The organism is Massilia sp. ZL223, from assembly GCF_018119395.1.
Lineage (GTDB): Bacteria > Pseudomonadota > Gammaproteobacteria > Burkholderiales > Burkholderiaceae_D > Telluria.
In genome coordinates this window covers 139262-165319 of sequence record NZ_JAGPWD010000002.1, presented here as the reverse complement: position 1 = coordinate 165319, position 26058 = coordinate 139262, and the positions used below count along the sequence as shown (strand labels likewise).

The 26058-nt window shown below is 61.0% G+C and carries 38 protein-coding genes and 1 tRNA gene; 6 read left to right on the top strand and 33 right to left on the bottom strand.

Annotation, left to right across the window (positions count from 1 at the left end):
- Positions 1 to 14: 14 nt before the first annotated feature.
- From rpsM to KBW95_RS02095, 25 genes are all read right to left on the bottom strand, one after another.
- Positions 15 to 380, bottom strand: a complete 366-nt coding sequence (gene rpsM, locus KBW95_RS02215; protein WP_036208931.1) for a 30S ribosomal protein S13 — start codon at positions 378 to 380, stop codon at positions 15 to 17.
- A gap of 15 nt (positions 381 to 395) precedes the next feature.
- A complete protein-coding gene (gene rpmJ / locus KBW95_RS02210; protein ID WP_005663407.1) occupies positions 396 to 509 on the bottom strand; it encodes a 50S ribosomal protein L36 in 114 nt (37 codons plus the stop codon).
- Between the two features lie 37 nt (positions 510 to 546).
- A complete protein-coding gene (gene infA / locus KBW95_RS02205; protein WP_005663428.1) occupies positions 547 to 765 on the bottom strand; it encodes a translation initiation factor IF-1 in 219 nt (72 codons plus the stop codon).
- 20 nt (positions 766 to 785) lie between these two features.
- Complete coding sequence (secY, locus tag KBW95_RS02200) at positions 786 to 2120, bottom strand: preprotein translocase subunit SecY (protein ID WP_211526683.1); 1335 nt, start codon at positions 2118 to 2120, stop codon at positions 786 to 788.
- Between the two features lie 27 nt (positions 2121 to 2147).
- Positions 2148 to 2579, bottom strand: a complete 432-nt coding sequence (rplO, locus tag KBW95_RS02195) for a 50S ribosomal protein L15 (RefSeq protein ID WP_211526682.1) — start codon at positions 2577 to 2579, stop codon at positions 2148 to 2150.
- 26 nt (positions 2580 to 2605) lie between these two features.
- Complete coding sequence (gene rpmD / locus KBW95_RS02190) at positions 2606 to 2785, bottom strand: 50S ribosomal protein L30 (RefSeq protein WP_036246278.1); 180 nt, start codon at positions 2783 to 2785, stop codon at positions 2606 to 2608.
- Positions 2786 to 2796: 11 nt separating this feature from the next.
- Entirely contained in the window at positions 2797 to 3315 is a 519-nt protein-coding gene (gene rpsE / locus KBW95_RS02185; protein WP_026354944.1) for a 30S ribosomal protein S5, read from the bottom strand.
- Between the two features lie 12 nt (positions 3316 to 3327).
- The gene (rplR, locus tag KBW95_RS02180) at positions 3328 to 3690 is read right to left on the bottom strand and encodes a 50S ribosomal protein L18 (protein WP_020655691.1); all 363 of its coding nucleotides are present in this window, start codon (positions 3688 to 3690) and stop codon (positions 3328 to 3330) included.
- A 12-nt stretch (positions 3691 to 3702) separates the two neighbouring features.
- Positions 3703 to 4236, bottom strand: coding sequence for a 50S ribosomal protein L6 (gene rplF / locus KBW95_RS02175; protein WP_211519059.1), 534 nt, complete (start codon positions 4234 to 4236; stop codon positions 3703 to 3705).
- 9 nt (positions 4237 to 4245) lie between these two features.
- Entirely contained in the window at positions 4246 to 4641 is a 396-nt protein-coding gene (gene rpsH, locus KBW95_RS02170) for a 30S ribosomal protein S8 (protein WP_211526681.1), read from the bottom strand.
- Between the two features lie 14 nt (positions 4642 to 4655).
- Positions 4656 to 4961: a 30S ribosomal protein S14 gene (gene rpsN, locus KBW95_RS02165; protein WP_005663444.1), complete on the bottom strand. Its 306-nt coding sequence runs from the start codon at positions 4959 to 4961 to the stop codon at positions 4656 to 4658.
- A 4-nt stretch (positions 4962 to 4965) separates the two neighbouring features.
- Positions 4966 to 5505 (bottom strand): 50S ribosomal protein L5, encoded by a 540-nt coding sequence (gene rplE, locus KBW95_RS02160; protein ID WP_036208953.1) that lies wholly within the window; start codon positions 5503 to 5505, stop codon positions 4966 to 4968.
- Between the two features lie 5 nt (positions 5506 to 5510).
- Positions 5511 to 5825: a 50S ribosomal protein L24 gene (gene rplX, locus KBW95_RS02155; protein ID WP_211519063.1), complete on the bottom strand. Its 315-nt coding sequence runs from the start codon at positions 5823 to 5825 to the stop codon at positions 5511 to 5513.
- A 9-nt stretch (positions 5826 to 5834) separates the two neighbouring features.
- The gene (gene rplN / locus KBW95_RS02150; RefSeq protein ID WP_211519064.1) at positions 5835 to 6203 is read right to left on the bottom strand and encodes a 50S ribosomal protein L14; all 369 of its coding nucleotides are present in this window, start codon (positions 6201 to 6203) and stop codon (positions 5835 to 5837) included.
- A 235-nt stretch (positions 6204 to 6438) separates the two neighbouring features.
- Complete coding sequence (gene rpsQ, locus KBW95_RS02145) at positions 6439 to 6711, bottom strand: 30S ribosomal protein S17 (RefSeq protein WP_027867253.1); 273 nt, start codon at positions 6709 to 6711, stop codon at positions 6439 to 6441.
- The gene (gene rpmC, locus KBW95_RS02140) at positions 6708 to 6899 is read right to left on the bottom strand and encodes a 50S ribosomal protein L29 (protein WP_211519065.1); all 192 of its coding nucleotides are present in this window, start codon (positions 6897 to 6899) and stop codon (positions 6708 to 6710) included. Before rpmC ends, rpsQ begins: the two co-directional genes overlap by 4 nt.
- 12 nt (positions 6900 to 6911) lie before the next feature.
- Positions 6912 to 7331 carry a 50S ribosomal protein L16 gene (rplP, locus tag KBW95_RS02135; RefSeq protein ID WP_005663456.1) on the bottom strand — a complete coding sequence of 140 codons (420 nt, stop codon included), beginning with the start codon at positions 7329 to 7331 and terminating at the stop codon, positions 6912 to 6914.
- A 2-nt stretch (positions 7332 to 7333) separates the two neighbouring features.
- The gene (gene rpsC, locus KBW95_RS02130) at positions 7334 to 8128 is read right to left on the bottom strand and encodes a 30S ribosomal protein S3 (protein WP_211526680.1); all 795 of its coding nucleotides are present in this window, start codon (positions 8126 to 8128) and stop codon (positions 7334 to 7336) included.
- An 11-nt stretch (positions 8129 to 8139) separates the two neighbouring features.
- Positions 8140 to 8472: a 50S ribosomal protein L22 gene (rplV, locus tag KBW95_RS02125; RefSeq protein ID WP_174348348.1), complete on the bottom strand. Its 333-nt coding sequence runs from the start codon at positions 8470 to 8472 to the stop codon at positions 8140 to 8142.
- Positions 8469 to 8744 carry a 30S ribosomal protein S19 gene (gene rpsS / locus KBW95_RS02120; RefSeq protein ID WP_026354942.1) on the bottom strand — a complete coding sequence of 92 codons (276 nt, stop codon included), beginning with the start codon at positions 8742 to 8744 and terminating at the stop codon, positions 8469 to 8471. The genes rplV and rpsS overlap by 4 nt, the downstream gene beginning before the upstream one ends.
- A gap of 10 nt (positions 8745 to 8754) precedes the next feature.
- On the bottom strand, positions 8755 to 9582 hold the full coding sequence (gene rplB, locus KBW95_RS02115) for a 50S ribosomal protein L2 (protein ID WP_211527374.1): 828 nt from the start codon (positions 9580 to 9582) through the stop codon (positions 8755 to 8757).
- Positions 9582 to 9899: a 50S ribosomal protein L23 gene (gene rplW / locus KBW95_RS02110; RefSeq protein WP_211519068.1), complete on the bottom strand. Its 318-nt coding sequence runs from the start codon at positions 9897 to 9899 to the stop codon at positions 9582 to 9584. Before rplW ends, rplB begins: the two co-directional genes overlap by 1 nt.
- On the bottom strand, positions 9896 to 10516 hold the full coding sequence (rplD, locus tag KBW95_RS02105; RefSeq protein ID WP_211519069.1) for a 50S ribosomal protein L4: 621 nt from the start codon (positions 10514 to 10516) through the stop codon (positions 9896 to 9898). Before rplD ends, rplW begins: the two co-directional genes overlap by 4 nt.
- Positions 10517 to 10518: 2 nt before the next feature.
- A complete protein-coding gene (gene rplC, locus KBW95_RS02100; RefSeq protein ID WP_211519070.1) occupies positions 10519 to 11175 on the bottom strand; it encodes a 50S ribosomal protein L3 in 657 nt (218 codons plus the stop codon).
- Between the two features lie 264 nt (positions 11176 to 11439).
- Positions 11440 to 11516, bottom strand: a tRNA-Val gene (locus tag KBW95_RS02095).
- 230 nt (positions 11517 to 11746) lie between these two features.
- Between KBW95_RS02095 and KBW95_RS02090 the strand changes: the two genes are divergently transcribed.
- Together KBW95_RS02090 and KBW95_RS24475 are read left to right on the top strand one after the other, a co-directional pair.
- Positions 11747 to 12832 (top strand): mechanosensitive ion channel family protein, encoded by a 1086-nt coding sequence (locus tag KBW95_RS02090; RefSeq protein ID WP_211527373.1) that lies wholly within the window; start codon positions 11747 to 11749, stop codon positions 12830 to 12832.
- 187 nt (positions 12833 to 13019) lie between these two features.
- Positions 13020 to 14213 carry a GGDEF domain-containing protein gene (locus KBW95_RS24475; protein WP_211527372.1) on the top strand — a complete coding sequence of 398 codons (1194 nt, stop codon included), beginning with the start codon at positions 13020 to 13022 and terminating at the stop codon, positions 14211 to 14213.
- Positions 14214 to 14258: 45 nt separating this feature from the next.
- Here the strand turns inward: KBW95_RS24475 and arr are convergent, their stop codons facing one another.
- A complete protein-coding gene (gene arr / locus KBW95_RS02080; protein WP_211527371.1) occupies positions 14259 to 14714 on the bottom strand; it encodes an NAD(+)--rifampin ADP-ribosyltransferase in 456 nt (151 codons plus the stop codon).
- Positions 14715 to 14980: 266 nt separating this feature from the next.
- Positions 14981 to 16009: a LacI family DNA-binding transcriptional regulator gene (locus tag KBW95_RS02075; RefSeq protein ID WP_229429487.1), complete on the bottom strand. Its 1029-nt coding sequence runs from the start codon at positions 16007 to 16009 to the stop codon at positions 14981 to 14983.
- A 162-nt stretch (positions 16010 to 16171) separates the two neighbouring features.
- Here KBW95_RS02075 and KBW95_RS02070 point away from each other — a divergent pair, with 162 nt between their 5' ends.
- The 3 genes from KBW95_RS02070 to KBW95_RS02060 all read left to right on the top strand — a co-directional run bounded on the left by KBW95_RS02070 (position 16172) and on the right by KBW95_RS02060 (position 17933).
- Positions 16172 to 16747, top strand: coding sequence for a TerD family protein (locus tag KBW95_RS02070; protein ID WP_211527370.1), 576 nt, complete (start codon positions 16172 to 16174; stop codon positions 16745 to 16747).
- A 483-nt stretch (positions 16748 to 17230) separates the two neighbouring features.
- Positions 17231 to 17680: a hypothetical protein gene (locus KBW95_RS02065; protein ID WP_211527369.1), complete on the top strand. Its 450-nt coding sequence runs from the start codon at positions 17231 to 17233 to the stop codon at positions 17678 to 17680.
- 88 nt (positions 17681 to 17768) lie between these two features.
- Positions 17769 to 17933 (top strand): hypothetical protein, encoded by a 165-nt coding sequence (locus tag KBW95_RS02060; protein ID WP_211526675.1) that lies wholly within the window; start codon positions 17769 to 17771, stop codon positions 17931 to 17933.
- A gap of 245 nt (positions 17934 to 18178) precedes the next feature.
- On the opposite strand, the gene rpsJ is transcribed toward KBW95_RS02060, so the two are convergent.
- The 5 genes from rpsJ to rpsL form a co-directional block, all read right to left on the bottom strand.
- On the bottom strand, positions 18179 to 18496 hold the full coding sequence (gene rpsJ / locus KBW95_RS02055; RefSeq protein WP_005663509.1) for a 30S ribosomal protein S10: 318 nt from the start codon (positions 18494 to 18496) through the stop codon (positions 18179 to 18181).
- A 183-nt stretch (positions 18497 to 18679) separates the two neighbouring features.
- The gene (gene tuf, locus KBW95_RS02050; protein ID WP_211527338.1) at positions 18680 to 19870 is read right to left on the bottom strand and encodes an elongation factor Tu; all 1191 of its coding nucleotides are present in this window, start codon (positions 19868 to 19870) and stop codon (positions 18680 to 18682) included.
- Positions 19871 to 19947: 77 nt separating this feature from the next.
- Positions 19948 to 22053: an elongation factor G gene (gene fusA, locus KBW95_RS02045; protein ID WP_211524808.1), complete on the bottom strand. Its 2106-nt coding sequence runs from the start codon at positions 22051 to 22053 to the stop codon at positions 19948 to 19950.
- A gap of 113 nt (positions 22054 to 22166) precedes the next feature.
- Entirely contained in the window at positions 22167 to 22637 is a 471-nt protein-coding gene (gene rpsG, locus KBW95_RS02040) for a 30S ribosomal protein S7 (RefSeq protein ID WP_211524809.1), read from the bottom strand.
- 121 nt (positions 22638 to 22758) lie between these two features.
- A complete protein-coding gene (rpsL, locus tag KBW95_RS02035) occupies positions 22759 to 23142 on the bottom strand; it encodes a 30S ribosomal protein S12 (RefSeq protein WP_036240557.1) in 384 nt (127 codons plus the stop codon).
- A gap of 374 nt (positions 23143 to 23516) precedes the next feature.
- Between rpsL and KBW95_RS02030 the strand changes: the two genes are divergently transcribed.
- The gene (locus tag KBW95_RS02030) at positions 23517 to 25331 is read left to right on the top strand and encodes a phosphoethanolamine transferase (protein WP_211524810.1); all 1815 of its coding nucleotides are present in this window, start codon (positions 23517 to 23519) and stop codon (positions 25329 to 25331) included.
- A 9-nt stretch (positions 25332 to 25340) separates the two neighbouring features.
- Here KBW95_RS02030 and KBW95_RS02025 read toward each other — a convergent pair whose 3' ends face one another.
- A complete protein-coding gene (locus KBW95_RS02025; protein WP_211524811.1) occupies positions 25341 to 26000 on the bottom strand; it encodes a hypothetical protein in 660 nt (219 codons plus the stop codon).
- Positions 26001 to 26058 lie beyond the last annotated feature (58 nt).

Genomic DNA, 26058 nt, shown 5'->3' with positions numbered 1-26058 from the left:
GTCAGGTTCCTAGATTATTTCTTGAGCGATTGTGCGGCCTTGCGCGGACCTTTGCGGGTACGTGCATTGGTACGGGTACGCTGGCCGCGCACCGGCAGACCCTTACGGTGACGCATGCCGCGGTAGCAGCCCAGGTCCATCAGACGCTTGATGTTCATGGACAGTTCGCGGCGCAGGTCGCCTTCCACGACAAACTTGGCGACTTCGTCGCGCAGCTTCTCGAGTTCGTTATCGTCCAGGTCCTTGACCTTCTTGTTGGTCGCGATACCGGTTGCGTCGCAGATCTTCTGCGAGCGCGGACGGCCAATACCGTAGATCGCCGTCAGGCCGATAACAGTGTGCTGATGATTTGGGATGTTAACCCCTGCAATACGTGCCATTCGATATTCCTCGTATTAACCTTGACGCTGCTTGTGACGCGGCTCGACGCAGATCACACGGACCACGCCCTTGCGCTTGATGATCTTGCAGTTGCGGCAGATCCGCTTGACTGAAGCGTTAACTTTCATTTTGCACTCTCTTCGGTTCGTTTACTTGATGATTTTTTTACTTGGTGCGGAACACAATGCGGGCCCGGGAAAGGTCGTACGGGGTCAGTTCCACCGTCACCTTGTCGCCCGGGAGAATGCGGATGTAATTCATCCGCATTTTACCCGAGATATGCCCCAGCACCACGTGCCCGTTTTCCAGCTTCACGCGAAAGGTCGCGTTCGGGAGATTCTCGAGAATCTCCCCCTGCATTTGGATGACGTCGTCTTTTGCCATTCGGTCTATGCACTCCCCGCTTATCGCGTCGGAATTCCACCCTTGAAATTCGCCTTGCGCAGCAGCGATTCATATTGCTGCGACATGACGTAGTTCTGCACTTGTGCCATGAAGTCCATCGTCACCACCACGATGATCAGGAGCGACGTGCCGCCGAAGTAGAAGGGAACCTTCCACTGGGCAGTCATGAACTCCGGCACCAGGCACACCAGGGTGATGTAGACCGCACCAGCCAGGGTCAGGCGCATCAGGATCTTGTCGATGTAGCGGGCAGTCTGCTCGCCCGGACGGATGCCCGGAACGAATGCACCGCTCTTCTTCAAGTTGTCCGCCGTTTCCTTGCTGTTGAATACCAGCGCGGTATAGAAGAAGCAGAAGAACACGATCGCCACCGCATACAGCAACGCGTGGATCGGCTCGCCTGGTCCCATCGACGCTGCCAGGTCCTTCAGGAACCCGATGACCGGGCTGCTGGAGTCCTTGCCGCGCGTGAACCAGTCGACGATCGTTGCCGGGAACAGGATGATCGACGAAGCGAAGATCGGCGGGATCACGCCTGCCATGTTCAGCTTCAAGGGCAGGTGGCTGGTTTGGCCACCGTAGATCTTGTTGCCGACCTGGCGCTTGGCGTAGTTGACCAGGATCTTGCGCTGGCCGCGTTCAACGAACACCACGCCATAAGTCACTGCCACCACCAGCGCGACGATCAGGATCGCCGAGAAGCTGCCGATCGAACCGTTCGACACCAGGGTGAACAAGCCGCCCATGGCCGAAGGCAGACCCGCTGCGATACCGGCAAAGATGATGATCGAGATGCCGTTGCCGAGACCGCGTTCGGTGATCTGCTCGCCCAGCCACATGAGGAACATGGTGCCGGTCAGAAGGGTCGTGACGGTGACGAAGCGGAAGCCGATGCCCGGATCGAGCACCAGTCCCGGCTGCGCCTCGAGCGCGACCGCGATACCGAACGCCTGGAACAACGCCAGTGCAACCGTGAAGTAACGGGTGTACTGGGTGATCTTGCGGCGGCCGGCTTCGCCTTCCTTCTTCAGCGCCTCCAGTTGCGGCGAGACGATCGATGCGAGCTGCATGATGATCGAAGCCGAAATGTAAGGCATGATGCCGAGAGCGAACACGGTAAAGCGGGACAAGGCGCCGCCCGAGAACATGTTGAACATGCCCAGGATGCCGCCCTCGTTCTGCTTGAACAGCGACGCGAGCTGCACCGGGTCAATCCCGGGGACCGGGATGTGAGCACCGATGCGGTACACGACCAATGCGCCAAGCAAAAACCACAGCCGGCCCCAGGGGAAGCCGGAAGCGGCGCTTTTACCAAGTTGTGAATTAGTCGCCAATTTTTGCTCCGATCAGGCAGGCCGCAATTAAGCGACCGAACCGCCAGCTGCTTCGATCGCCGCTTTCGCGCCGGCGGTCGCTTTCAGGCCCTTGAGGTTCACCGCTTTGGTGATCTCGCCGGACAGGATGACGCGCACGTCACGTGCCACGACCGGCAGGATGCCTGCCTGCTTGAGCACCAGGATGTCGACGTCGCCGACAGCCAGGGTGTTCAGGTCCGACAGACGCACTTCAGCCTTGAACGAGGCGTTCAGCGATTTGAAGCCGCGCTTCGGCAGACGACGCTGCAGAGGCATCTGGCCGCCTTCGAAGCCGACTTTGTGGAAGCCGCCCGAACGCGATTTCTGACCCTTGTGACCGCGGCCGGCAGTCTTGCCCAGGCCCGAGCCGATACCGCGGCCAACGCGACGCTTCGCGTGCTTGGCGCCGTCAGCTGGTTGAATGGTATTGAGTTCCATTGATTTCTCCGTACGTAAGCCGCGGCTTACGAAACAACTTTAACGAGGTACGCGACTTTGTTGATCATGCCACGCACGGACGGGGTGTCCTGCAGCTCGGAGACCGAGTTGACACGACGCAGACCCAGGCCGCGCACGGTGGCACGGTGATCCTGACGGGTACCGATCAGGCCCTTGACGAGCTTGACTTTGACAGTGTTTGCCATGTTTGTTCCCCTTAACCCAGGATGTCTTCAACCGACTTGCCGCGCTTGGCAGCGATGTCAGCCGGAGTGCTCATTTTTGCCAGACCGTCGAGGGTAGCGCGAACCAGGTTGTACGGGTTCGACGAACCGGTCGACTTGGCGACCACGTCGGTCACGCCCATCACCTCGAAGATAGCGCGCATTGCGCCACCAGCGATCACGCCGGTACCCGGCTTGGCCGGCGACATCATGACGCGCGAGGCGCCGTGACGACCGGTAACGGTGTGGTGCAGCGTACCGTTCTTGAGGGGCACCTTGATCAGGTTGCGGCGGGCTTCTTCCATCGCTTTTTGCACGCCGACAGGAACTTCCTTCGACTTGCCCTTGCCCATGCCGATGCGGCCATCGCCGTCACCGACAACGGTCAGCGCTGCAAAACCCATGATACGACCACCCTTGACCACTTTGGTCACGCGGTTGATCGCGATCATTTTCTCGCGCATGCCATCATCCGGCTTGTCGCTTGCCATTTTCGCTTGCATTTTTGCCATGACGATTCTTCCTTAGAACTTCAGACCGGCTTCACGCGCGGCTTCTGCCAGCGCCTTCACACGGCCGTGGTAACGGAAACCCGAGCGGTCGAACGCAACTTCGGTGATTCCTGCTTTCAGTGCCTTCTCGGCGACGCGCTTGCCAACCAGGGCAGCCGCGGCAGCGTTGCCGCCGCCACCGGTCTTGCCGGCCAGTTCGGCGCGCACTTCTGCTTCCAGCGTCGAAGCCGACACCAGCACCTTTGCGTCCGGGCTGATCAGGTTCGCATAGATGTGCAGGTTGGTGCGGTGAACCGACAGACGGTTCACGCCCAGCTGGGCGATCTTGATGCGGGTTTGACGTCCGCGACGCAGACGCGATTCTTTCTTGTCCATCGTCAGCTCCGATTATTTCTTCTTGGTTTCTTTAAGCTTCACCACTTCGTCCGAATAACGGACACCCTTGCCCTTGTAAGGCTCAGGCGAGCGGTAAGCGCGCACTTCTGCGGCGACCTGGCCGACCTTTTGACGATCGATACCCTTGATCAGGATTTCGGTCGGGGTCGGGGTGACGGCAGTGACGCCTTCCGGCATCGCGTGCAGCACCGGGTGCGAGAAGCCCAGCGACAGGTTCAGGGCGTTGCCCTGCACTGCTGCCTTGTAGCCCACGCCCACCAGGTTCAGCTTCTTCTCGAAGCCCTTGGTGACGCCGGTAACCATGTTGTTGACCAGGGCGCGCAGGGTGCCCGACATGGCGTTCGATTCACGCGAATCGTCCACCACGTCGAAGGTCAGCGTGCCGTTGTTGTTTTCCACTTTGACCAGGCCGTTCAGCGGCTGGGTCAGGGTGCCGAGCGGGCCCTTGACGGTGATCGACGACGCGTTGATCGCGACATCGGTACCTGCCGGGACGGCGATTGGCATCTTAGCTACTCGAGACATGTCTACTCCTTAAGCCACGTAGCACAGCACTTCGCCACCGACGCCGGTAGCACGTGCTTTGCGGTCGGTCATCACGCCTTGCGGGGTCGAGACGATTGCCACGCCCAGGCCATTCATGACCGACGGGATTTCGTTCTTGCCCTTGTAGACGCGCAGGCCAGGACGGGACACGCGCTCGATGCGCTCGATGACCGGACGGCCGGTGTAATACTTCAAACCGATTTTCAGTTCAGCCTTGCCACCTTCGGTGGACACGGCGAAATCTTCAATGTAACCCTCGTCCTTCAGGACGTTGGCGATCGCAACCTTGACTTTCGACGACGGCATAGCGACCGTGGTTTTCTGGACAGTTTGTGCGTTGCGGATGCGGGTCAGCATATCGGCGATAGGATCGCTCATACTCATTGCTTATTCTCCTATTACCAGCTAGCTTTGGTCATACCCGGGATTTCGCCTTTCATGGCGAATTCGCGGAGTTTGGTGCGGGCCAGACCGAATTTACGGAAAGTACCACGTGGACGGCCGGTCATTGCGCAGCGGTTACGCTGGCGGGTCGGGGCCGAGTTGCGCGGCAGGGCCTGCAGTTTCAGGCGAGCTTCGTAACGTTCTTCTTCCGACTTCGATTGGTCGTCGATGATCGCTTTCAGAGCGGCACGCTTTGCGGCGAATTTCTCCACCAGGTCTGCACGCTTCTGTTCGCGGTTAATCAGTGCAAGTTTTGCCATGCTCTTAGTTCCTGAACGGGAATTTGAAGGCGGCGAGCAGCGCTTTGGCTTCTTCGTCGGTCTTAGCGGTGGTGGTGATCGAGATGTTCATGCCACGCAGCGCATCGATCTTGTCGTAATCGATTTCCGGGAAGATGATCTGCTCTTTGACGCCGATGTTGTAGTTACCACGGCCATCGAACGATTTGCCATTCACGCCACGGAAGTCACGCACGCGCGGCAGGGCCACGGTGATGAAGCGGTCCAGGAATTCGTACATGCGGTTACCGCGCAGGGTCACCATGGTACCGATCGGGTAGCCTTCGCGGATCTTGAAGCCTGCGATTGCCTTGCGAGCCTTGGTCACGACCGGCTTCTGGCCGGCGATCTTGGTCAGGTCGCCAGTGGCGTGCTCGATGACCTTCTTGTCGGCGACAGCTTCCGACAGACCCATGTTCAGGGTGATCTTGGTCAGGCGCGGGACTTCCATGATCGACTTGTAACCGAATTTCTCGGTCAGCTCGGCGACGACTTTGTCTTTGTAAATTTGTTGGAGACGGGCCATTGTTCTTACCCCTTCACTACTTCGCCGTTCGACTTGAAGACGCGGACTTTCTTGCCATCCACATCCTTGAAGCCAACGCGATCCGCCTTGCCGGTCGCTGCGTTGAACAGCGCGACGTTCGAGACGTGAATCGGCATAGTCTTGTCGACGATACCACCAGTGTTACCGGTCATCGGGTTCGGCTTGGTCGCTTTCTTGGCGACGTTGACGCCTTCGACGATGACGTGTTCAGCGTCTACACGCTTCTGAACGACGCCACGCTTGCCCTTGTCTTTACCGGCCAGAACGATGACTTCGTCGTTTTTACGAATCTTATCCATTGCGACTCCTTACAGAACTTCAGGTGCCAGGGACACGATCTTCATGAACTTCTCGGTACGCAGCTCGCGCGTCACCGGTCCGAAGATACGGGTACCGATCGGCTCCAGCTTGCTGTTCAGGAGGACAGCGGCGTTGCCGTCGAACTTGACCAGGGAACCGTCCTGGCGGCGCACACCTTTGGCGGTACGCACAACCACGGCGTTGTAAATTTCACCTTTTTTGACGCGACCACGCGGCGCAGCCACCTTGACGGTGACCTTGATGATGTCGCCAATGCTCGCATAACGGCGTTTCGAGCCGCCCAACACCTTGATGCACAGAACTTCCTTGGCACCGGTGTTGTCGGCTACTTCGAGCCGGCTTTCGGTTTGAATCATAGTATTTTCTTTCCCAACTTAAGCCGTAGAAAACCCCACGGAAAACCGTGGGCCTGCGGTCAGTCTTGGTCCCGTCGGCACGCCCCTGCTGGAGCATGACGTTTGGGTGATTGGACTTTCCAATAACTTTCGCTACACAGGCCGCCGACATCGCGGGGACATACTGCGGCAACACATGAACGAAGCCCGCTAGTATCCCAGATACCAGCGGGCCACGCAAGACAAATTTTAAGGCTTAGATGACCTGTGCTTGTTGCACAACACGGGTCACGGTCCAGGCCTTCGTCTTCGAGATCGGGCGACCTTCCGTGATCTCGACCGTGTCGCCGGTCTTGACCTGGTTGGTCTCGTCGTGCGCGTGGTACTTGTTCGAGCGCACGATGATCTTGCCATACAGCGGGTGCTTGACGTGACGCTCGATCAGGACGGTCACCGTCTTGTCCATTTTGTCGGACACGACCTTGCCGACCAGCGTACGCTTCAGCGCCGTTTTAGTGGTGTCGTTCATTTGGCTTCCTTCGAGTTCATCACAGTCTTCACACGCGCGATATCGCGACGTACTTTCTTGAGCTGCGCGGTGTTCGCCAGCTGCTGGGTAGCCAGCTGCATGCGCAGGCCGAACTGGGCCTTCAGCAGCTCATTCAGCTCCTTCTGCAGGGCGTCCTGGTCTTTGCCGCGGAGTTCCGATGCTTTCATATTCAACTCCTGTTATTGGCCGACTTGGCGCACCACGAAGGTGGTTGCCAGCGGCAGTTTGGCAGCGGCCAGGCGGAACGCTTCGCGCGCCAGTTCTTCTGCGACGCCGTCCATCTCGTACAGGACTTTGCCTGGCTGGATTTCAGCGACGTAGTACTCCGGGTTACCCTTACCGTTACCCATACGGACTTCAGCCGGCTTGTTCGAGATCGGCTTGTCCGGGAAGATACGGATCCAGATACGGCCGCCACGCTTGATGTGACGGGTCATCGCACGACGGGCTGCTTCGATCTGGCGTGCGGTGATACGGCCGCGGGCAACTGCCTTCAGGCCGAATTCGCCGAACGACACAGCGGTGCCGCGGGTGTGCGAAATGCCGGTGTTACGGCCCTTCTGCTCTTTACGATACTTTCTGCGGGATGGCTGCAGCATCTTTATTCTCCTGCTTTCTCAGCCGGCTTGGCAGCGGCGCGACGACCTGCTGGAGCGGCTCCTGGTTTGGCGCCTGGGCGCGGACGGCCGCCCGGCTTGCCATCATCGCGACGCGGGCCGCGTGGCTTCTTCTCGTCGGCCGGCACGTCGATCACAGGTGCTTCGCCCGTTGCCGAACGATCGCCCTTGTAGACCCAGACCTTGACGCCGATGATGCCGTAGGTGGTCGATGCTTCGCTGGTGCCGTAGTCGATATCGGCGCGCAGGGTGTGCAGAGGCACACGGCCTTCGCGGTACCATTCGGTACGTGCGATCTCGATGCCGTTCAGGCGGCCCGACGACATGATCTTGATGCCGACAGCGCCCAGGCGCATTGCGTTCTGCATGGCGCGCTTCATCGCGCGGCGGAACATGATGCGCTTTTCGAGCTGCTGCGAGATCGAGTCGGCGATCAGCTGCGAGTCGATTTCCGGCTTGCGGATCTCTTCGATATTGACGTGCACAGGCACGCCCATGATCTTCGTCAGCGACGACTTCAGCACTTCGATGTCTTCGCCCTTCTTGCCGATCACGACGCCAGGACGCGACGAGTAGATCGTGAAGCGTGCGTTCTTGGCAGGACGCTCGATGACGATACGGCCGACCGAAGCGTTCTTCAGCTTCTTTTTCAGGAAAGCGCGCGCTTCCAGGTCTTCCTTCAGCATTTCGGCGAAGTTGCCGTTGCCAGCGTACCAACGCGATGCCCAGTTACGGGTGACCGCCAGGCGGAAGCCGGTTGGGTGGATTTTCTGACCCATCGTATGACCCCTTAGTTACCGACAGTCACGTAGATGTGACAGGATTGTTTCGAAATGCGATCGCCGCGGCCCTTCGCACGTGCGGTGAAGCGCTTCAGGATCGGGCCCTTTTCGACGTAGATCTGGGTGACCTTCAGCTCGTCGATGTCCGCGCCATCGTTGTGTTCCGCGTTGGCGATTGCCGACTCGAGAACCTTCTTGATGATGGTCGCGCCCTTCTTCGGGCTGAACTGCAGAATGTTGAGTGCTGCGTCAACTTTCTTGCCACGGATCAGGTCAGCAACCAGGCGGCCCTTCTGTTCCGACAGGCGCACGCCTTTGAGGATAGCTTTAGTTTCCATTATTTTTTCGCCTTCTTGTCAGCGGCGTGGCCCTTGAACGTACGGGTCAGCGCGAATTCGCCGAGCTTGTGGCCGACCATGTTCTCCGAGACGTACACCGGCACGTGCAGCTTGCCGTTGTGGACAGCGATCGTCAGACCGATGAAGTCCGGGGTGATCGTCGAGCGGCGCGACCAGGTTTTGACTGGCTTCTTGTCTTTGGTCGCTTGCGCGGCTTCGACTTTTTTCACCAGGTGGGCGTCAATGAACGGCCCTTTTTTCAATGAACGAGTCATGTTTTATCCCTTATTTCTTGCCGCGGCGCGAGACGATCATCGACGAAGTGCGCTTGTTCGAACGCGTCTTCTTGCCCTTGGTCTGCTGGCCCCATGGCGACACCGGATGGCGACCTGCTGCCGTACGGCCTTCACCACCACCGTGCGGGTGGTCGATCGGGTTCATGACGACACCGCGGACGGTCGGACGCACACCGCGCCAACGCATCGCACCGGCTTTACCGATCTTGCGCAGGCTGTGCTCGGCGTTGCCGACTTCACCCACGGTTGCACGGCACTCGATGTGCACGCGACGGACTTCACCCGAGCGCAGGCGAACCTGGGCGTAGGTGCCTTCACGCGCCATCAGGACGACAGCGGCGCCGGCGGTGCGGGCCATCTGTGCGCCTTTACCCGGCAGCATTTCGACGCAGTTCATCACGGTACCAACCGGGATGTTGCGGATCGGCAGGCAGTTACCGGCCTTGATCGGTGCTTCCGCGCCGTTCATGACGGTGTCGCCCACAGCCATGCCCTTGGTGGCGATGATGTACGCACGGTGACCGTCGGCGTAGCACAGCAGAGCGATGTGCGCGGTACGGTTCGGGTCGTATTCGATACGCTCGACCTTGGCAGGGATGCCGTCCTTGTTGCGCTTGAAGTCAACCAGGCGGTAGTGCTGCTTGTGGCCACCGCCGATGTGGCGGGTGGTGATGTGACCGTTGTTGTTACGGCCAGCAGTCTTCGATTTCTTTTCAACCAGGGCTGCGAACGGACGGCCTTTGTACAGGCCTTCGGTCACAACTTTCACCATGCCGCGACGGCCTGGGGAGGTTGGCTTCATCTTAACGAGTGCCATTATTTAGCCTCCTCGACAAAATTGATTTCCTGGCCTGGCTTCAGGCACACGAAAGCACGCTTGGTGTGGTTGCGGCGGCCGTTGAAACGGCCCGAGCGCTTCTGCTTGCCTTCGCGGTTCACGGTTTGCACCGATTCCACTTCGACCTTGAACAGCAGCTCGACGGCAGCCTTGATTTCTGGCTTGGTCGCGTCCGGCAGAACCTTGAACACGATCTGCTCGTTCTTTTCCGCGACAAAGGTCGCCTTTTCGGAAATGATCGGAGCCAGCAGCACCTTCATCAGGCGCTCTTCGCTAAATTTGATTGCGGCGCTCATGCGTACATCTCCTCGATCTTGGCCAGAGCAGCTTTGGTGACCAGGACTTTCTTGTAGAACACCAGCGACATCGGGTCAGCAGCCTTCGGCTCGACGACCAGCACGTTCGGCAGGTTGCGCGAGGCGAGCAGCAGGTTTTCGTCGATGGTGTCGGTGATCACGAGGACCGATTCCAGGCCCATGCCCTGCAGCTTTTGCGACAGCAGCTTGGTCTTCGGAGCTTCGATCGACAGGTTCTCAACCACGTTCAGGCGGCCTTCGCGGGCCAGCTGCGAGAAGATCGAGCAGATACCTGCACGGAACATCTTCTTGTTGACCTTGTGCGAGAAGTTCTCGTCCGGGGTGTTCGGGAAGATACGACCACCGCCGCGCCACAGAGGCGACGACGACATACCAGCACGAGCGCGGCCGGTGCCCTTCTGGCGCCATGGCTTCTTCGTGGTGTGGCTGACTTCTTCGCGGTCTTTCTGCTTGCGGTTGCCGCTACGTGCGTTGGCGGCGTAAGCGACCACGATCTGGTGGATCAGGGCTTCGTTGTATTCGCGGCCGAACACGGTGTCGGCAGCTGCAACGCCTGCGCCAGCTTGACCTTGCTCATTCAGGAGCTGAAGTTCCATATTTAAGCTCCTTTCTTGGCTTTGGTTTTGACAGCCGGCTTGACAACCACTTGGCCGTTCTTGGCGCCAGGAACGGCACCTTTGACCATCAGCAGTTGACGCTCAGCGTCGATGCGGGCGATTTCCAGGTTCTGGGTGGTGACGGTAACGTCGCCCATGTGACCGGTCATGCGCTTACCCGGGAACACGCGGCCCGGATCCTGGGCCATACCGATGGAGCCAGGAACGTTGTGCGAACGCGAGTTACCGTGGGTCTGACGACCCGACGAGAAGTTGTAACGCTTGATGGTACCGGCGTAGCCCTTACCGATCGAGGTGCCTTGCACGTCGATTTTCTGGCCCACTTCGAACATCGAAGCATTGATGGTGTCGCCGGCTTTGAGTTCAGCGGCTTTGGTGGAATCGATGCGGAATTCCTTCAGCATCGTACCGGCTTCGACGCCAGCTTTGGCGTAGTGACCGGCGGCGGCCTTGTTCACGCGGGAAGCGCGACGCTGACCGAAGACGACCTGAACAGCGGTATAACCGTCAGTTTCAGGAGTTTTGACTTGCGCAACACGGTTGTTCGACACGTCCAGGACGGTGACAGGGATCGAATCGCCGTCATCCGTAAAGATACGCATCATGCCAACCTTGCGACCGAGAAGGCCCAGGCTCATTTTTTCTCCATTCCCACCTACGATTGGGCGGGGGTAGTTGAACTACTAAAAAATATGGGTCAAAAAAGATAGACCCATACCGAAGCCGGCTAGTATAGCGTGCAAACGACGACGGCGCAACAGAAGAATCGGGCGTGTAGCCGGCTCTGTTGCGTTTTTCGCATAATGGAGAGAGCGAGGAATCCGTTCTAGCTGAACGGCACAGAAAAGGCACACCGCTGCGCCTTTTCTCTGCAAGTCTCGGGGACTTGCGATCTGGAAGTCTGGTGGGCGGTGCAGGATTCGAACCTGCGACCCCTTGGATGTCGACCAAGTATTCTAACCAGCTGAACTAACCGCCCGGGGAGCCGCATTATACGAAGCTTGCTTGAAGTTTTGCAATAGCTTTTTTCAGCCTGCGGCGATTTTTCGACAAATCGCTGTCGGCGTGGCAATCGTGCGCGGGTTGTTGATGCCGAAACGAAATGCTATTGTACAAATGCATCACGGGCGGCCTTGAGCGTTCGTCTGGGTGCGGCCCTCCCCTCTCCCCGGCGCAGCGACGCGCCGCCGACTCCAAGGAAGCACATCAATGAATCACATCATCCTCGGCAACTCCCTTACCGACTGGCTGATCGCGCTGGCCGTCGCCGTCGCGGTCGCGGCCGGCCTGGACGCGGTCAAGGCCATCCTGCTGCGGCGCATCCGCAGCCTCACCGCCCAGCGGGCTTCGCGGGCGCGCGGCGTGGCGGTGGCGGCGCTGTCGTCCACCCGCCTGGCGGTGCTGGCGATCCTCGGCCTGTACGCCGGCGCCAGCCTGCTGGCCTTGCCGGAACGCGGCCAGCTGTTCGTCGGCCGCGCCGCGATGGCCGCCCTGCTGGTCCAGTGCGCGATCTGGGGCGACCATGGCGTCAAGAGCTGGCTGGCCTCGACCCGCGCGCAGCAGGCCGAGGATCCGGGCCGCGCCACCTCGTCGGCGGCGATCGGCTTCCTGGTGCGCGTGCTGCTGTGGGCGGTGGTTGCGCTGATGATCCTCGATAACCTGGGCGTCAATATCACGACCCTGGTGGCCAGCCTGGGTATCGGCGGTATCGCGGTGGCGCTGGCCGTGCAGAGCATCCTGGGCGACCTGTTCGCCTCGCTGTCGATCGTGCTCGACAAGCCCTTCGTGATCGGCGACTTCATCATCGTCGACAATGCGCTCGGCACCGTGGAGCACATCGGCCTCAAGACCACGCGGGTGCGCAGCCTGGGCGGCGAGCAGATCGTGTTCTCGAATGCCGCCCTGCTCAAGAGCCGCATCCACAATCTGCGCCGGATGGAAGCGCGGCGCGTGGTGTTCAACCTGGCGGTGAACCACGACACGCCCGAACCGGTGCTGCGCGCCCTGCCCGGCCTGGTCGAAGCCATCGTCAGCGAGCAGCCGCAGGTGCGCTTCGACCGCGCCCACTTCAACGGCATGACGGCGCCGGCGTTCAGCTACGAGGTGGTGTACTTCGTCGAGAGTGCCGATTACCGCGTGTTCATGGACGTGCAGCAGGAGATCTATTTGCGCATCGTGGCCATGCTCGCCGAACAGGGCGTGCGGCTGGCGCTGCCGGCGCAGACCATCCACCTGGAAGGCCGTCCCGCCGTGCTGCCGGTCCCTCTACCCCAGGATGAGCGGGTCGCAGCCTAGTTCGCACTGCATGCAATTCGGGTGGTGTATACGGAGCGCCACGAGTGAGATGAATTTGATAGATTGCCAGTTTCTAATTGGCAATTTATCTATTTCCCTGGGTTAGAATGACCGTTGATGTGAGCAAGCGCGCCGAACTGCGTGCCGCCAAACGATTCTGCCCCGGCCACACGCCGACCGTCCACACGTGCCTTCCCAAGACCTGTCCCCACTGCGCCTGACCATCGACCGCCGGCGCGCCGAGTTTGCGGATCCGGAGTTCGAAGACCGCTTCCTCCGCCATTTTCTGCCTGAGCGTAATGCCCAGCTGAAGGCAAGCCTGCTGTTTTCGGCATTCTTTTATGTCGCGTTCGGCGTCACCGATCTCACCACCCTGGGTATCACGCCCATCGCCTGGGCCATGGTCGCACTGCGCGTGCTGGTCGGCGTGGCGGCCCTGGGCGGCTATGTCGCCGTGTCCCGCAATCCGGATTCGGTGCGGGTGTCCATCCTGACCACCTGTACCGTACTGGTCGTGGGACTGGTGGTGTTTCCTATCCTGTGCTGGTACCAGCCGAGTGCGATGGCCTGGAACCTCATGTCGTTCGCGCTGGTCCTCATGGCGGTCTACGTCAACTTCCCGAACCGCTTCGTCTACGCGGTCGCGATCGGGGTGGGCGCCAGCGTGGAGTTCGCGGCGATGCTGATTTTCCAGGACACCTTGAACCCGGACGATATCCTGGCCCTGGTGCTGATGCTCATCCTCGGCAATGCCCTCGGCTATATCGCGGCCAGCCGCTTTCATCTCGCGCAGCGCGAGCAATTCCGCTCTTCCCTGCTGCTGCAGCAGCTGGCCGACCGCGATCCCCTGACCGGCTGCTACAACCGCCGCGTCCTGCAGAGCGGCCTGCTGGACGCCGAACTGGCGCGCGCGCGCCGCTACGGCTCGGCGCTGTCGGCGATCCTGTGCGATATCGACCATTTCAAGCGGATCAACGACAGCTACGGCCATGCGGCCGGCGACCAGGTCCTGAGCGGGTTCGCCGGACTGCTGCAGTCGATGACGCAGACGACGGACGGCAGCGTCATCCGCTACGGCGGCGAGGAATTCCTGCTGGTGCTGCCCCAGGCGGAGCTGCCCGAAGCGCATGCGCTGGCGGAGCGCATCCGCCATGCCTTCGCCAACACGCCGACCGCGATCGGAGGCGGCGCCTACGTTTCCGCGACCGCCAGCTTCGGCATCGCCTCCATCCCGACGCTGCATGCCTACGTGCCGCCAAAGTTCGACGCCTTGATCGAGGCTGCCGACATCCAGCTGTATGCGGTCAAGCATGGCGGGCGCAATGGGGTGCGCGGCACGATCGTGAGCGCCACGCCCGAGCCGCTGGCGGCGGGAGCCTGAAGTCAGTACTGGCGCTCCTGGAAGATCGTGGACCGGAGTGCCGGACTAGTCTTCGATCGGCGCCAGGCCCTGTCGCTGTTTCTCCCTGATCCCGTCGACCATTGCCCGCAACACGTCCGGCGCGTGTCCCTGCCAATCGTCGACCTTGCCAACGATCTTCAGGGGCTCGCGCGTGCGGTACGACCGGGTAGGATTCCCGGGAAAACGCTTGTTTGTCAGGTTGGGATCGTCCTCGAAGGCGCCCACCGGTTCGACAATGTAGATGTGGCCAGTCCCTTCCACCCCCGCGAGCGCGACGGCCAGTTCCGCACCCCAGATGGCCGGCTCCAGTAATGCACTGAAATACACATTATTGGAGACACGGCCTTCTTCATAATTGGATGCGAAGCCCGGCGCCAGCTGGTCGCCTACCTCGAAATGGTAGCGGGTACCATGATAAAAGGGACCTTTTATCTCACCGCAGTTTTCATACGTGACCGGGGTCCAATCTTGATCGCTCATGTGTTCTCCCGACGTGAATCCATACCGAGCTGAAGCAGTATGCCGGCTTGCCTTAACCGCCCTCACGAGCCCCTTCGCACACGCTGCGCTGCGCATCCCAACGGCCGCCGTGGTCGAGACAGCGGTCGATACCGACCTGGTGCCACACCCATCGGCCACAAGCCAGCAGTGCCGCTAACGCGAGAGCGGTGAGGAAAAACTTCCTCAGCTGCATACGGTTCCTCGTCGGTCAGCGAGGGCGATGTCGGGTGGAACCACACGCCCGGCTACGAAGCTGCAGCCAATACCCGCCGCGCCTGCGGATGGGCGGTCGACTGGCGCACCAGCAGCCGCCCCCGCAGGCGTTCGTGCCGCCGCGCGCCGCCCTCGCCGCGGATGCGCTGGAACAGCAGCTCGGCCAGTCGCCGTCCCATGTCGTAAACGGGCTGGGCAACGGTTGTCAGGCGCGGCATCGCGAAGGCCGCTGCATCGAGGTCGTCCCCACCCGTAACCGACAGCTGACCCGGCAGCTCGAGGCCCGCCTCCTGCGCCGCGCACAGCGCGCCCAGCGCCAGCATGGCATTGCAGGCAAACAGCGCGCTCGGCGGCACCGGCAGGGCCAGCAGCCGGCGTAGGGCGTCGTGACCGCCCTGGCAGTCGGCTTCGCCGTGCACCAGATAAGCGTCACCGAGTTCAATCCCGGCCTCGCGCAGCGCACGCCGGCAGCCGGCCAGGCGCTCGTGCCCGGCCGGCTGCCCCTCGGGCCCCGCCAGGCAGGCGATGCGCCGGTGCCCGAGCTCGATCAGGTGGCGAGTCGCCGCATAGCCCGTGGCCTCATGGTCCAGGCCGATGAAATCGGCGTCGAGCCCGGGAACCTCGTGGTCGGCCAGCACGATGGGCAGGTGCTGGCTGGCCAGCAGCGGCGCCAGCTGGTCGCGCGTGCTGCCGCCGACCAGCACCAGGCCGTCGATGCGCTTTTCGATCAGGCCGCGCAGGTGGGATGCCTGGCGCTGCGGGTCATCGTGACCGTTGCACAGCATGATGTTGTAGCCGACGGCGAAGGCAGCGTCCTCGATGCCGCGCAGCAGGTCGGCAAAGCTTGGGTGGGTGTTATCTGGAACCGAGACGCCGATGGTGTAGGTCTTGTCGTTCTTGAGGCTGCGGGCCACGGCGCTGGGGATGTAGCGCATCTCCTCGATCACCGCCTGCACTCGCTTGCGCACGTCGTCGCTGACCGAGCGCGTATTGTTGATGACGTGCGAGACGGTGGAGGTCGATACCCCTGCCCGTTCCGCGACCTGCTTCATTGTTGCCATCCTGCCTCCCTTTCCGATAGGCATTATGACGCGAATGTTACAAGACGGGCAATGTGTATGTACGGCTAACTATGGAATGTGTGACATTTTTGCCGTGTACAATCGCTCAATCACCCGCTGTGCGTGGGCCTTAACCTTCCCGTTTTCCAACAAGGAGTGTGTATGGCGATCAGTCTGCAAAAAGGCGGCAACGTCAACCTGAGCAAGGAAGCTCCCGGCCTGACCAAGGTCATCATCGGCCTGGGATGGGACCCACGCGCCACCGATGGCGCGGCATTCGACCTGGACGGCAGCGCCTTCCTGCTGAAGAACGACGCCAAAGTCCGTACGGATACCGATTTCATCTTCTACAACAACCTGAAGTCGGCGGACGGCTCGGTAGTCCATGCGGGCGACAACACCACCGGCATGGGCGCGGGCGACGACGAGAAGATCGCGGTCGACCTGGCCCGGGTGCCGCCGGAGATCGACAAAATCTCGTTCTGCGTCACCATCCACGAGGCGGACGCGCGGCGCCAGAACTTCGGCATGGTCAGCAAGGCCTACATCCGCTGCCTGAACGCCACCGGCGACACCGAGATCGCGCGCTACGACCTGTCCGAGGACAGCTCTACCGAGACCGCGATGATCTTCGGCGAACTGTACCGGCATGGAGGCGAATGGAAGTTCCGCGCGGTCGGCCAGGGCTACAAAGGCGGCCTGGGACCGCTGGCCCGTTCGTTCGGCGTCAACGTCTGAACTGGGCTCGATGCCGCCGCGGCCCGCGCCTCTGCGGGCCTACCATCCCGTTCCATCTAGAGAAAACGCATGCGCATCTGGCCCCTGCCTGCAACCCTGCACCTTGCACCTGCTCGCTATGGCCTCTTTGATCGACCGATGACATACAGAATGAAAAATGCAAGTCCAATCAATGCCCAGAGTATTAAGTCGAGTTTTGGGTTTGAGAATGGCGTAAGAAAGACGTTATAAACAATACCGAGCAATACGAATGAAACGCAGATTGCGACAATTGCAGTCTTAACGATTTTCATATGTTTCTCCACAAATGCGACGGAGGTTACTCGCCGACCCTGGCCCAGGACAGGGCGCGCAGCGTGCGGAAAAAACGAAGATAAGACATGATCGGGAAAGCGGGACAGTGATCGCGACTGGTCGATTAGACCATCCGCTGGTACCCGGGACAATCACTCGTGACGAAACAATGCTGCTGGCATAAAAAGCGTGCGTGTTGCCCACCTGCGCGCGCCGAACGGCTACAGTGAGGACAAATCACTTCCCATCACGCCGATGCCCCCTCGTCTCCATTCGCGCTGCGCTGCTTTTGCCTGCCTGCTGGCCACATGCGCCGCTGCGCTCGCGCAACCTGCGCCCTCGCCCGCCCGGACCGCTCCGGCCGCCGGGGAGCACGCGCCGGCCGCCGAGAACAAGCTCGATATCGAAGCCATGCGTCGCGCGGTCCGGGAGATGAAGTTCGACGAGGAAGTGGTGCGCCGTACGAGCGACGTCATGTCCGCCGAGCCCGATCCCGGCCACAAGCGCTTTCGCGAGAAATTCGATTCCGGCAAGCGGGGCGATTGCCTGACCGCCTTCCAGGGCATGGGGGTGCTGGCGCTGCTCGCCATGCCCATCGCGACGCTGATCGACAAGAAGGACCACGGCTGCAAGTGGTGAGCGGCAGATCAAGTCCCGGCTTCGTTCAGGACAAAGGGTGGGCCGCGGGGATGGGAAAGAATGAATTTTTGCGTGTGCGGAGGATCTTATGTCCGACCCTGGCGACCAGCAAGGCCGCGATACCGCGCGGCGCGCTCCCGAGCCGACGGTGCTTGGCTGGCTGGGCATTCTGAGCCTGATGGCGCTGGTTGTCGCGGGAACGGTGGTGACCGGCCGCCTGCTGGGGCGTGCGCTGGCGCTGGTGCTCCAGTAGGAAGGGCATGAATCCGGCCGCAGCCAGCGAGACCGTCGCACCGGCGAAGGCCGGTGCCTAAGTTAGTAACGCAGTCGAGATGCTTGCAAACTTGGACCCCGGCCTTCGCCGGGGTGACGGTTTTTAGGCTAACGAACTCATCAACGAGACGAGCCTGGCGCCGTAAACGACAAAGGCCGGGTCGCCCATACGGACTTCCCGGCCTCTGACCCGCCAGCGGAATGATCCGCCGGCAGAGGAAGCAATTACTGCAGCTTGATTTCGACGTCGACGCCAGCCGGCAGGTCCAGCTTCATCAGTGCGTCAACGGTCTTGTCGGTCGGATCCACGATGTCCATCAGACGCTGGTGCGTACGGATTTCGAACTGGTCGCGCGAGGTCTTGTTCACGTGCGGGGAACGCAGCACGTCGAAACGCTGGATACGGGTCGGCAGCGGGACCGGGCCCTTGACAACCGCGCCGGTGCGCTTGGCGGTGTCGACGATTTCCAGTGCGGACTGGTCGATCAGCTTGTAGTCAAACGCTTTCAGGCGGATGCGGATTTTCTGGTTCGGAGCGGACATGCTATTTCCTTTAAAAGAACGTTCCGGCTAGTGCCGGCAATGTGTAAAAGGTACTTCGGTACAGCTCAAGAGGCGGGAGTATAACACCGAACCCTCTCATAAAGATGGGGACAGACCAAAAAGTCTGTCCCCATCCGTTGTGCCGGCGGGACAGCGCCCGCCGGCGGATCTCGCTAACCGAAATTAGGCGATGATCTTGGCAACCACGCCGGCGCCGACGGTACGGCCGCCTTCGCGGATTGCGAAGCGCAGACCTTCTTCCATCGCGATCGGAGCGATCAGCTTGACGGTGATCGACACGTTGTCGCCTGGCATGACCATTTCTTTGTCGGCCGGCAGCACGATCGAACCGGTCACGTCAGTCGTACGGAAGTAGAACTGCGGACGGTAGTTGTTGAAGAACGGGGTGTGACGGCCGCCTTCGTCTTTCGACAGGACGTACACTTCGCCGGTGAAGTCGGTGTGCGGCTTGATCGAGCCCGGCTTGGCCAGAACCTGGCCACGCTGGACGTCTTCACGCTTGGTGCCGCGCAGCAGCAGGCCGACGTTGTCGCCAGCTTGACCCTGGTCCAGCAGCTTGCGGAACATTTCCACGCCGGTGCAGGTGGTCTTGACGGTGTCGACGATACCGACGATTTCGATTTCTTCGCCGACCTTGATGATGCCGCGCTCGACACGACCGGTCACCACGGTACCGCGGCCCGAGATCGAGAACACGTCTTCCACCGGCATCAGGAAGGCGCCGTCAACGGCACGTTCCGGGGTCGGGATGTACGAATCCAGTGCGTCAGCCAGACGGATGATGCAGTCTTCGCCCATCTCGCCAGCTGCGCCTTCCAGCGCCATACGAGCCGAACCCTTGATGATCGGCAGGTCGTCGCCCGGGAACTCGTACTTCGACAGGAGCTCGCGCACTTCCATTTCGACCAGTTCCAGCAGTTCTGCGTCGTCGACCAGGTCGCACTTGTTCAGGAACACGATGATGTAAGGAACGCCAACCTGACGCGCCAGCAGGATGTGCTCGCGGGTCTGCGGCATCGGGCCGTCAGCGGCCGAGCACACCAGGATCGCGCCGTCCATCTGCGCAGCACCGGTAATCATGTTCTTGATGTAGTCGGCGTGGCCCGGGCAGTCAACGTGCGCGTAGTGACGGTTGGCGGTCTCGTACTCGACGTGCGCGGTGTTGATGGTGATGCCGCGTGCCTTCTCTTCCGGAGCCGCGTCGATCTGGTCGTATGCCTTGGCTTCGCCGCCGAATTTCTTCGACAGAACGGTTGCGATCGCAGCCGTCAGGGTGGTTTTGCCGTGGTCAACGTGACCGATGGTGCCGACGTTGACGTGCGGCTTGGTCCGTTCGAATTTTTCCTTTGCCATTTCCTATTTTCCTTAAAAAGAAACGATTGTTTTTTTGATTGCGGGGGACAAGCTCATGCTTGCCCCCATTCTTTTAATTACTTGGCTTTCGCGGTGACGATGGCGTCGATCACATGCTTCGGTGCTTCAGCATAGTGCTTGAATTCCATCGTGTAGGTCGCACGGCCCTGGGTTGCCGAACGCAGCGAGGTCGAGTAACCGAACATTTCCGACAGCGGGACTTCGGCCTTGATGATCTTGCCGCCGCCGCCCGGGATTTCGTCCATGCCCTGCACCATACCGCGGCGGGACGACAGGTCGCCCATCACGGTACCGGCGTAGTCTTCCGGGGTCTCGACTTCCACGGCCATCATCGGCTCGAGGATGACCGGGTTGGCTTTACGGCAACCATCCTTGAACGCCATCGAACCTGCCATGCGGAACGCGTTTTCGTTCGAGTCCACGTCGTGGTACGAACCAAAGGTCAGGGTGACCTTGACGTCCACGACCGGGTAGCCAGCCAGCACGCCGGTGGTCAGGGTCTCGCGCACACCCTTCTCGACTGCCGGGATGTATTCGCGCGGAACCACGCCGCCCTTGATGGCGTCGACGAATTCGAAGCCCTTGCCCGGCTCTTGCGGTTCGATCGACAGCACGGCGTGACCGTACTGGCCGCGGCCGCCCGACTGCTTGACGAACTTGCCTTCGACGTCGGTGACTGCCTTGCGGATGGTTTCGCGGTAGGCAACCTGCGGCTTGCCGACGGTTGCTTCCACGCCGAATTCGCGCTTCATGCGGTCAACGATAATTTCCAGGTGCAGCTCGCCCATACCACCGATGATGGTCTGGCCCGATTCTTCGTCGGTACGCACGCGGAACGACGGGTCTTCCTGAGCCAGACGGTTCAGTGCCAGGCCCATCTTTTCCTGGTCAGCCTTGGTCTTCGGCTCGACAGCCTGCTGGATGACCGGCTCCGGGAACACCATCTTTTCGAGGATGATCGGTGCCGACGGATCGCACAGGGTTTCGCCGGTGGTCGCTTCCTTCAGGCCGACAGCAGCGGCGATGTCGCCCGCGCGGACTTCCTTGATCTCTTCGCGCTGGTTCGCGTGCATCTGCAGAATACGGCCGACGCGTTCCTTCTTGCCCTTGATCGGGTTGTAGACGGTGTCGCCCGAATTGATGACGCCCGAGTACACGCGGAAGAAGATCAGCTGGCCGACGAACGGGTCGGTCATGATCTTGAATGCCAGCGCAGCGAATTTCTCGTTGTCGTCGGCCTTACGGGTGACCGGCTGGTCGTCTTCGTCGGTGCCACCAACCGGCGGGATGTCGATCGGCGACGGCAGGTATTCGATGACCGCGTCCAGCATTGCCTGCACGCCCTTGTTCTTGAATGCGGTGCCGCACATCATCGGGACGATTTCGCCGTTGATGGTGCGATCGCGCAGCGCCTTCTTGATCTCGGCTTCCGACAGTTCGCCTTCTTCGAGGTACTTGTTCATCAGGTCTTCCGACGCTTCAGCGGCGGTTTCGACCAGCTTCTCGCGCCACTCGTTGGCCTGGTCCTGCAGTTCGGCCGGCACGTCGCGGTATTCGAACTTCATGCCCTGGGACGCGTCGTCCCAGAAGATCGCCTGCATCTTGACCAGGTCGACCACGCCCTTGAAGTTGTCTTCGGCGCCGATCGGGATCTGGATTGGGATCGGGTTGGCCTTCAGGCGAGCGCGCATCTGCTCGTAGACCTTGAAGAAGTTCGCACCGGTACGGTCCATCTTGTTGACGAAGGCCAGACGCGGAACCTTGTACTTGTTAGCCTGACGCCACACGGTTTCCGACTGCGGCTGCACGCCGCCCACTGCGCAGTAGACCATGCAAGCGCCGTCCAGGACGCGCATCGAACGCTCCACCTCGATGGTGAAGTCGACGTGGCCCGGGGTGTCGATGATGTTGAAGCGGTGCGGCTCGAAGTTGTTGGCCATACCCTTCCAGAAGCAGGTGGTCGCTGCCGAGGTAATGGTAATGCCGCGCTCTTGCTCCTGCTCCATCCAGTCCATGGTAGCGGCGCCGTCGTGCACTTCACCAATCTTGTGGTTCACGCCCGTGTAGAACAGGATACGCTCGGTGGTGGTGGTCTTGCCGGCGTCGATGTGAGCGGAAATACCGATATTGCGGTAGCGCTCAATGGGGGTAGTGCGTGCCATAATTTTTCCTAAATCTTTGAATGGACAAAACCGAGCAGCATTTTGAAATCAAAATGTGCCCGGCCTGAACAACGGATACTTGGCCGCACCCCCTTCGAGGTTTGGCCACTTGCTTAGAAGCGGAAGTGCGAGAACGCCTTGTTCGCTTCAGCCATGCGGTGCACTTCGTCACGGCGCTTCATCGCGCCGCCGCGGCCTTCCGCCGCTTCCATCAGTTCACCACCCAGGCGTTGCGGCATGGATTTTTCGCTGCGCTTGTTTGCGGCTTCGCGCAACCAACGCATGGACAGCGCCATACGACGAACCGGACGGACTTCCACTGGCACCTGGTAGTTGGCGCCGCCGACACGGCGGGATTTCACCTCGACCATCGGCTTGCAGTTGGCGATCGCGGTCGCGAACACTTCCAGCGGGTCCTTGCCCGACTTGGTCTGGATGTATTCGAACGCACCGTAGATGATGTTTTCTGCGACCGACTTCTTGCCGGACAGCATCAGAACGTTGACGAACTTGGCGACATCGGTGTTGCCGAATTTTGGATCCGGCAGAATCTCGCGCTTAGGTACTTCACGACGACGTGGCATTTCAATTCCTTCCTGTCTTCAGTTGAGTGCTTGTCGCACTCGCGAAAGGCCCTCATGACCCTTCACTTACTCGGCCTTCCGGCCGGCTCAACTTATCTAGTAAATGTGACTGGCTGATGAATTACTTCTTGGCAGCCTTGGCACGCTTGGCACCGTACTTCGAACGGGCCTGCTTACGGTCTTTCACGCCCTGGGTATCCAGTGCACCGCGGACCATGTGGTAACGCACACCCGGCAAGTCTTTCACACGGCCGCCGCGAATCAGCACGACCGAGTGTTCTTGCAGGTTGTGGCCTTCACCGCCGATGTACGAAATGACTTCGAAACCGTTGGTCAGGCGCACCTTGGCGACTTTACGAAGTGCCGAGTTCGGCTTCTTCGGCGTGGTGGTGTACACACGGGTGCACACGCCGCGCTTTTGCGGGCAGTTTTCCAGTGCCGGCGACTTGCTCTTCACAACCGCGGCTTCACGCGGCTTGCGAATCAGTTGATTGATGGTTGGCATCGTTCTTAATCCAACAAAGTACTACTACGTTGACGACCCGGGCCGGCACAAACTTGGCCCGGGGACTAAAACCTAGTCCCGTATCCTACAGACTGCAGAGGCGACGAAAGCCACTCACCGAAGGAGCGGCTGCGAATGCGTATACGATGTGCAGAATAAATTCGAGAACTCGCGAGTATAGACCCGATGGTCAAGCGGGTCAACCAATTTGCCGTCCCGCCAACCCGGCGGCGGCCCGCTGGGCGGTAAACCGTGGCAAATGTGGCATGCCAGCGACAAAGGGCTGTCGGCGTGGCATCAGGCTTGTCCGGTGGACATAGCCTTCCAAGAGATAAAGAAAGCATAATAGCCGACTTTCCGGCCTTTTCCAGTCGATGCGAACCCTGCTGCGCCCCGCTATTGTTTATCTGCTGCTGAGCTATACGGCGCTCTCGGCCGTGCCTTTTATCGCGCCGCTGATGGGCGCCCCGCTCGACGATCCCTGGCGCGTGGCCGGGATCGGCGTGTTCGGCTGGATCGCCGCCTGGGCCCTGTTCAAGCGGCCGGCTTACTTCCACTGGCTGCTGCTGCCGGCCTTCCTGGCCCTGCCGACCGAGCTCTACCTGCTGACTTATTACGGCCAGGGGATCTCGACCCACCACCTGGGGATCATCGCCGAGACCAGCCCCAGCGAAGCCTCGGAATTCCTGGGCGGCCAGGTGTGGCTGCTGGGCGCGGCGCTGCTGGCGGTGCTGGCCTGGTGGATCTCCACCTGGATAGTGGCCTGGCGCACCCGCGCGCTGGACTGGAACGACCGCTCGCGCTGGGCGGCGCTGGCGGTGCTGGGCGCCGGGCTGGGCGTGCTGGTCTACAGCTACAAGTATGGCGTGGCGCCGCCCACGCCTGCGCAATCGCCCGCCTCCGTCCAAGTGGCCAGCGCCGGCGCGCGCCTGGCGAAGGCGGCGTCGGCCTCCCCTGCCCTGCCGCCGCTGCCCCACTGGGCCAAACTGCCCTTCGATCTGCGCGCCACGGCCCAGTCCTGGCCTTTCGGCCTGGCCGCGCGCGGGGTCGATTTCTACCGCGAGCGCGTCCACCTGGCCGAGCTGAACCAGCGCAGCGCCGCCTTCCGCTTCGGCGCGCACCAGCTGGGCGACACGCATGCGCCGCAAATCGTGGTCATGGTGCTGGGCGAATCCTCGCGCTTCGACCGCTGGAGCCTGAACGGCTACGCGCGCGAGACCAATCCGCTGCTGTCGAAAGAGGCGAACCTGGTGACCCTGCCGGACGTGATCACGCCGGTCTCGGCCACCCGCCTGTCGGTGCCGGTCATCATTTCGCGCAAGCCCGCCATGCAGAGCCTGAAGGACGGCTTCTACGAGAAATCCTTCCTGTCGGCCTTCAAGGAGGCGGGCTTCAAGACCTTCTGGCTGTCGAACCAGGTTTCCTTCGGCAAGTTCGATACGCCCGTGTCGGTGTTCGCCAAGGAGGCGGACCAGGTGGAATTCCTGAACCTGGGCGGCTTCAGCGACAGCGCCAGCTACGACGCGGTGCTGCTCGACCCGCTGCGGCGCGCGGTGCGCGATCCGGCGCAGAAGGTGCTGATCGTGCTGCATACCCTGGGCAGCCACTGGAACTACGCGCACCGCTACCCGAAGGAATTCGACCGCTGGCAGCCCTCGCTGGCCGGCATCGACAAGCCGGACGTCACCGACAAGTCGCTGCGGCCGAAGATGAGCAACAGCTACGACAGCGCGATCCTCTATACCGACTGGTTCCTGGCCAACGTGATCGGGGTGCTGAAGGAATCCGGCCTGCCGTCCTCGCTGCTGTACGTGGCCGACCATGGGCAGACTTTATATGACAAGTCCTGCACCATCGCCTTCCACGGGCATAACACCCAGTATGAATTCCATGTGCCGGCCTTCGTCTGGTATTCGGATGCGTATGCGGAGCGCTTCCCGTCCAAGATCGCGCAGCTGCGGCGCCACCGCAAGGCCAAGCTGTCGACCGAGAACATGTTCCACACGGTGCTCGACATGGCGGACATCCGCTATCCGGACGAGCGCCTGGAGCGCAGCTTCCTGAACCCGGCGTTCAAGCGCCACAAGCGCTACGTGGACAGTTGGGGCTGGACCGACTACGACGACGCCACCATGAAAGGCGACTGCCGCGAAGTGATCGCGCGCGGCAAGCCGCTGCCGCGCAGTTAAGCCTGCCCGCTATGCCTGGGGGACCGGAGGTTTCGTCACCTTCATGCGCTCCCCGGGATGATCGAAATACGGGAGAAAGTGGCTCGCGACCAGCCAGGACACCCCGAACAGCGCGAGGCCGATCGCTTCGCCATTGAAGGTGACGTTAAACGCCGGCCACAGTCCGAAGAACTTGTGTGCGGCGATCAGCCCCATCATGGCAAGGATGCCGATTCCGCAGATCCCGTACACGATCTTGCGCCTTGCCGCGTACTCCGGATGCGGCTTGGTCCCCGCGCGCCGGTAGAACGACCAGCAGAACCAGGCGAGAATCGCAAAGACGGCGGCGGCGAACAGGAAATGCCAGGTCGATGCGACATCGTCCCTGCAGGAGGTAGGCACCAAGGCGACGCCGAGCGCCGACACGGCCGCGAGCCTGCTCGCCACTTTTTCGCAGTCGTCGGCGCCGTTGTGTGCGCTCATGATGGCGGCGATCGCGAACAGGAAGCCGACGAAGATGTCTCGCGACATGCCGTCCGCGCAATAGGCGTGGCTGATCGACGCCAGCGGCCCTTCGGCGAAATACAGCGTCAACCCGCTGAGGGTCAGGGAGATCGCCGCCACCATCAGCTTCATGGTCCTGTAGTCGATCTCGTGCTTGTCCTCGTCTCGCTTTTTGCACTCCAGCATGATCCTCTCCCGGCTGCACAGCTGAGTACATATTAGCCATATGACAAGGATGTTTCAA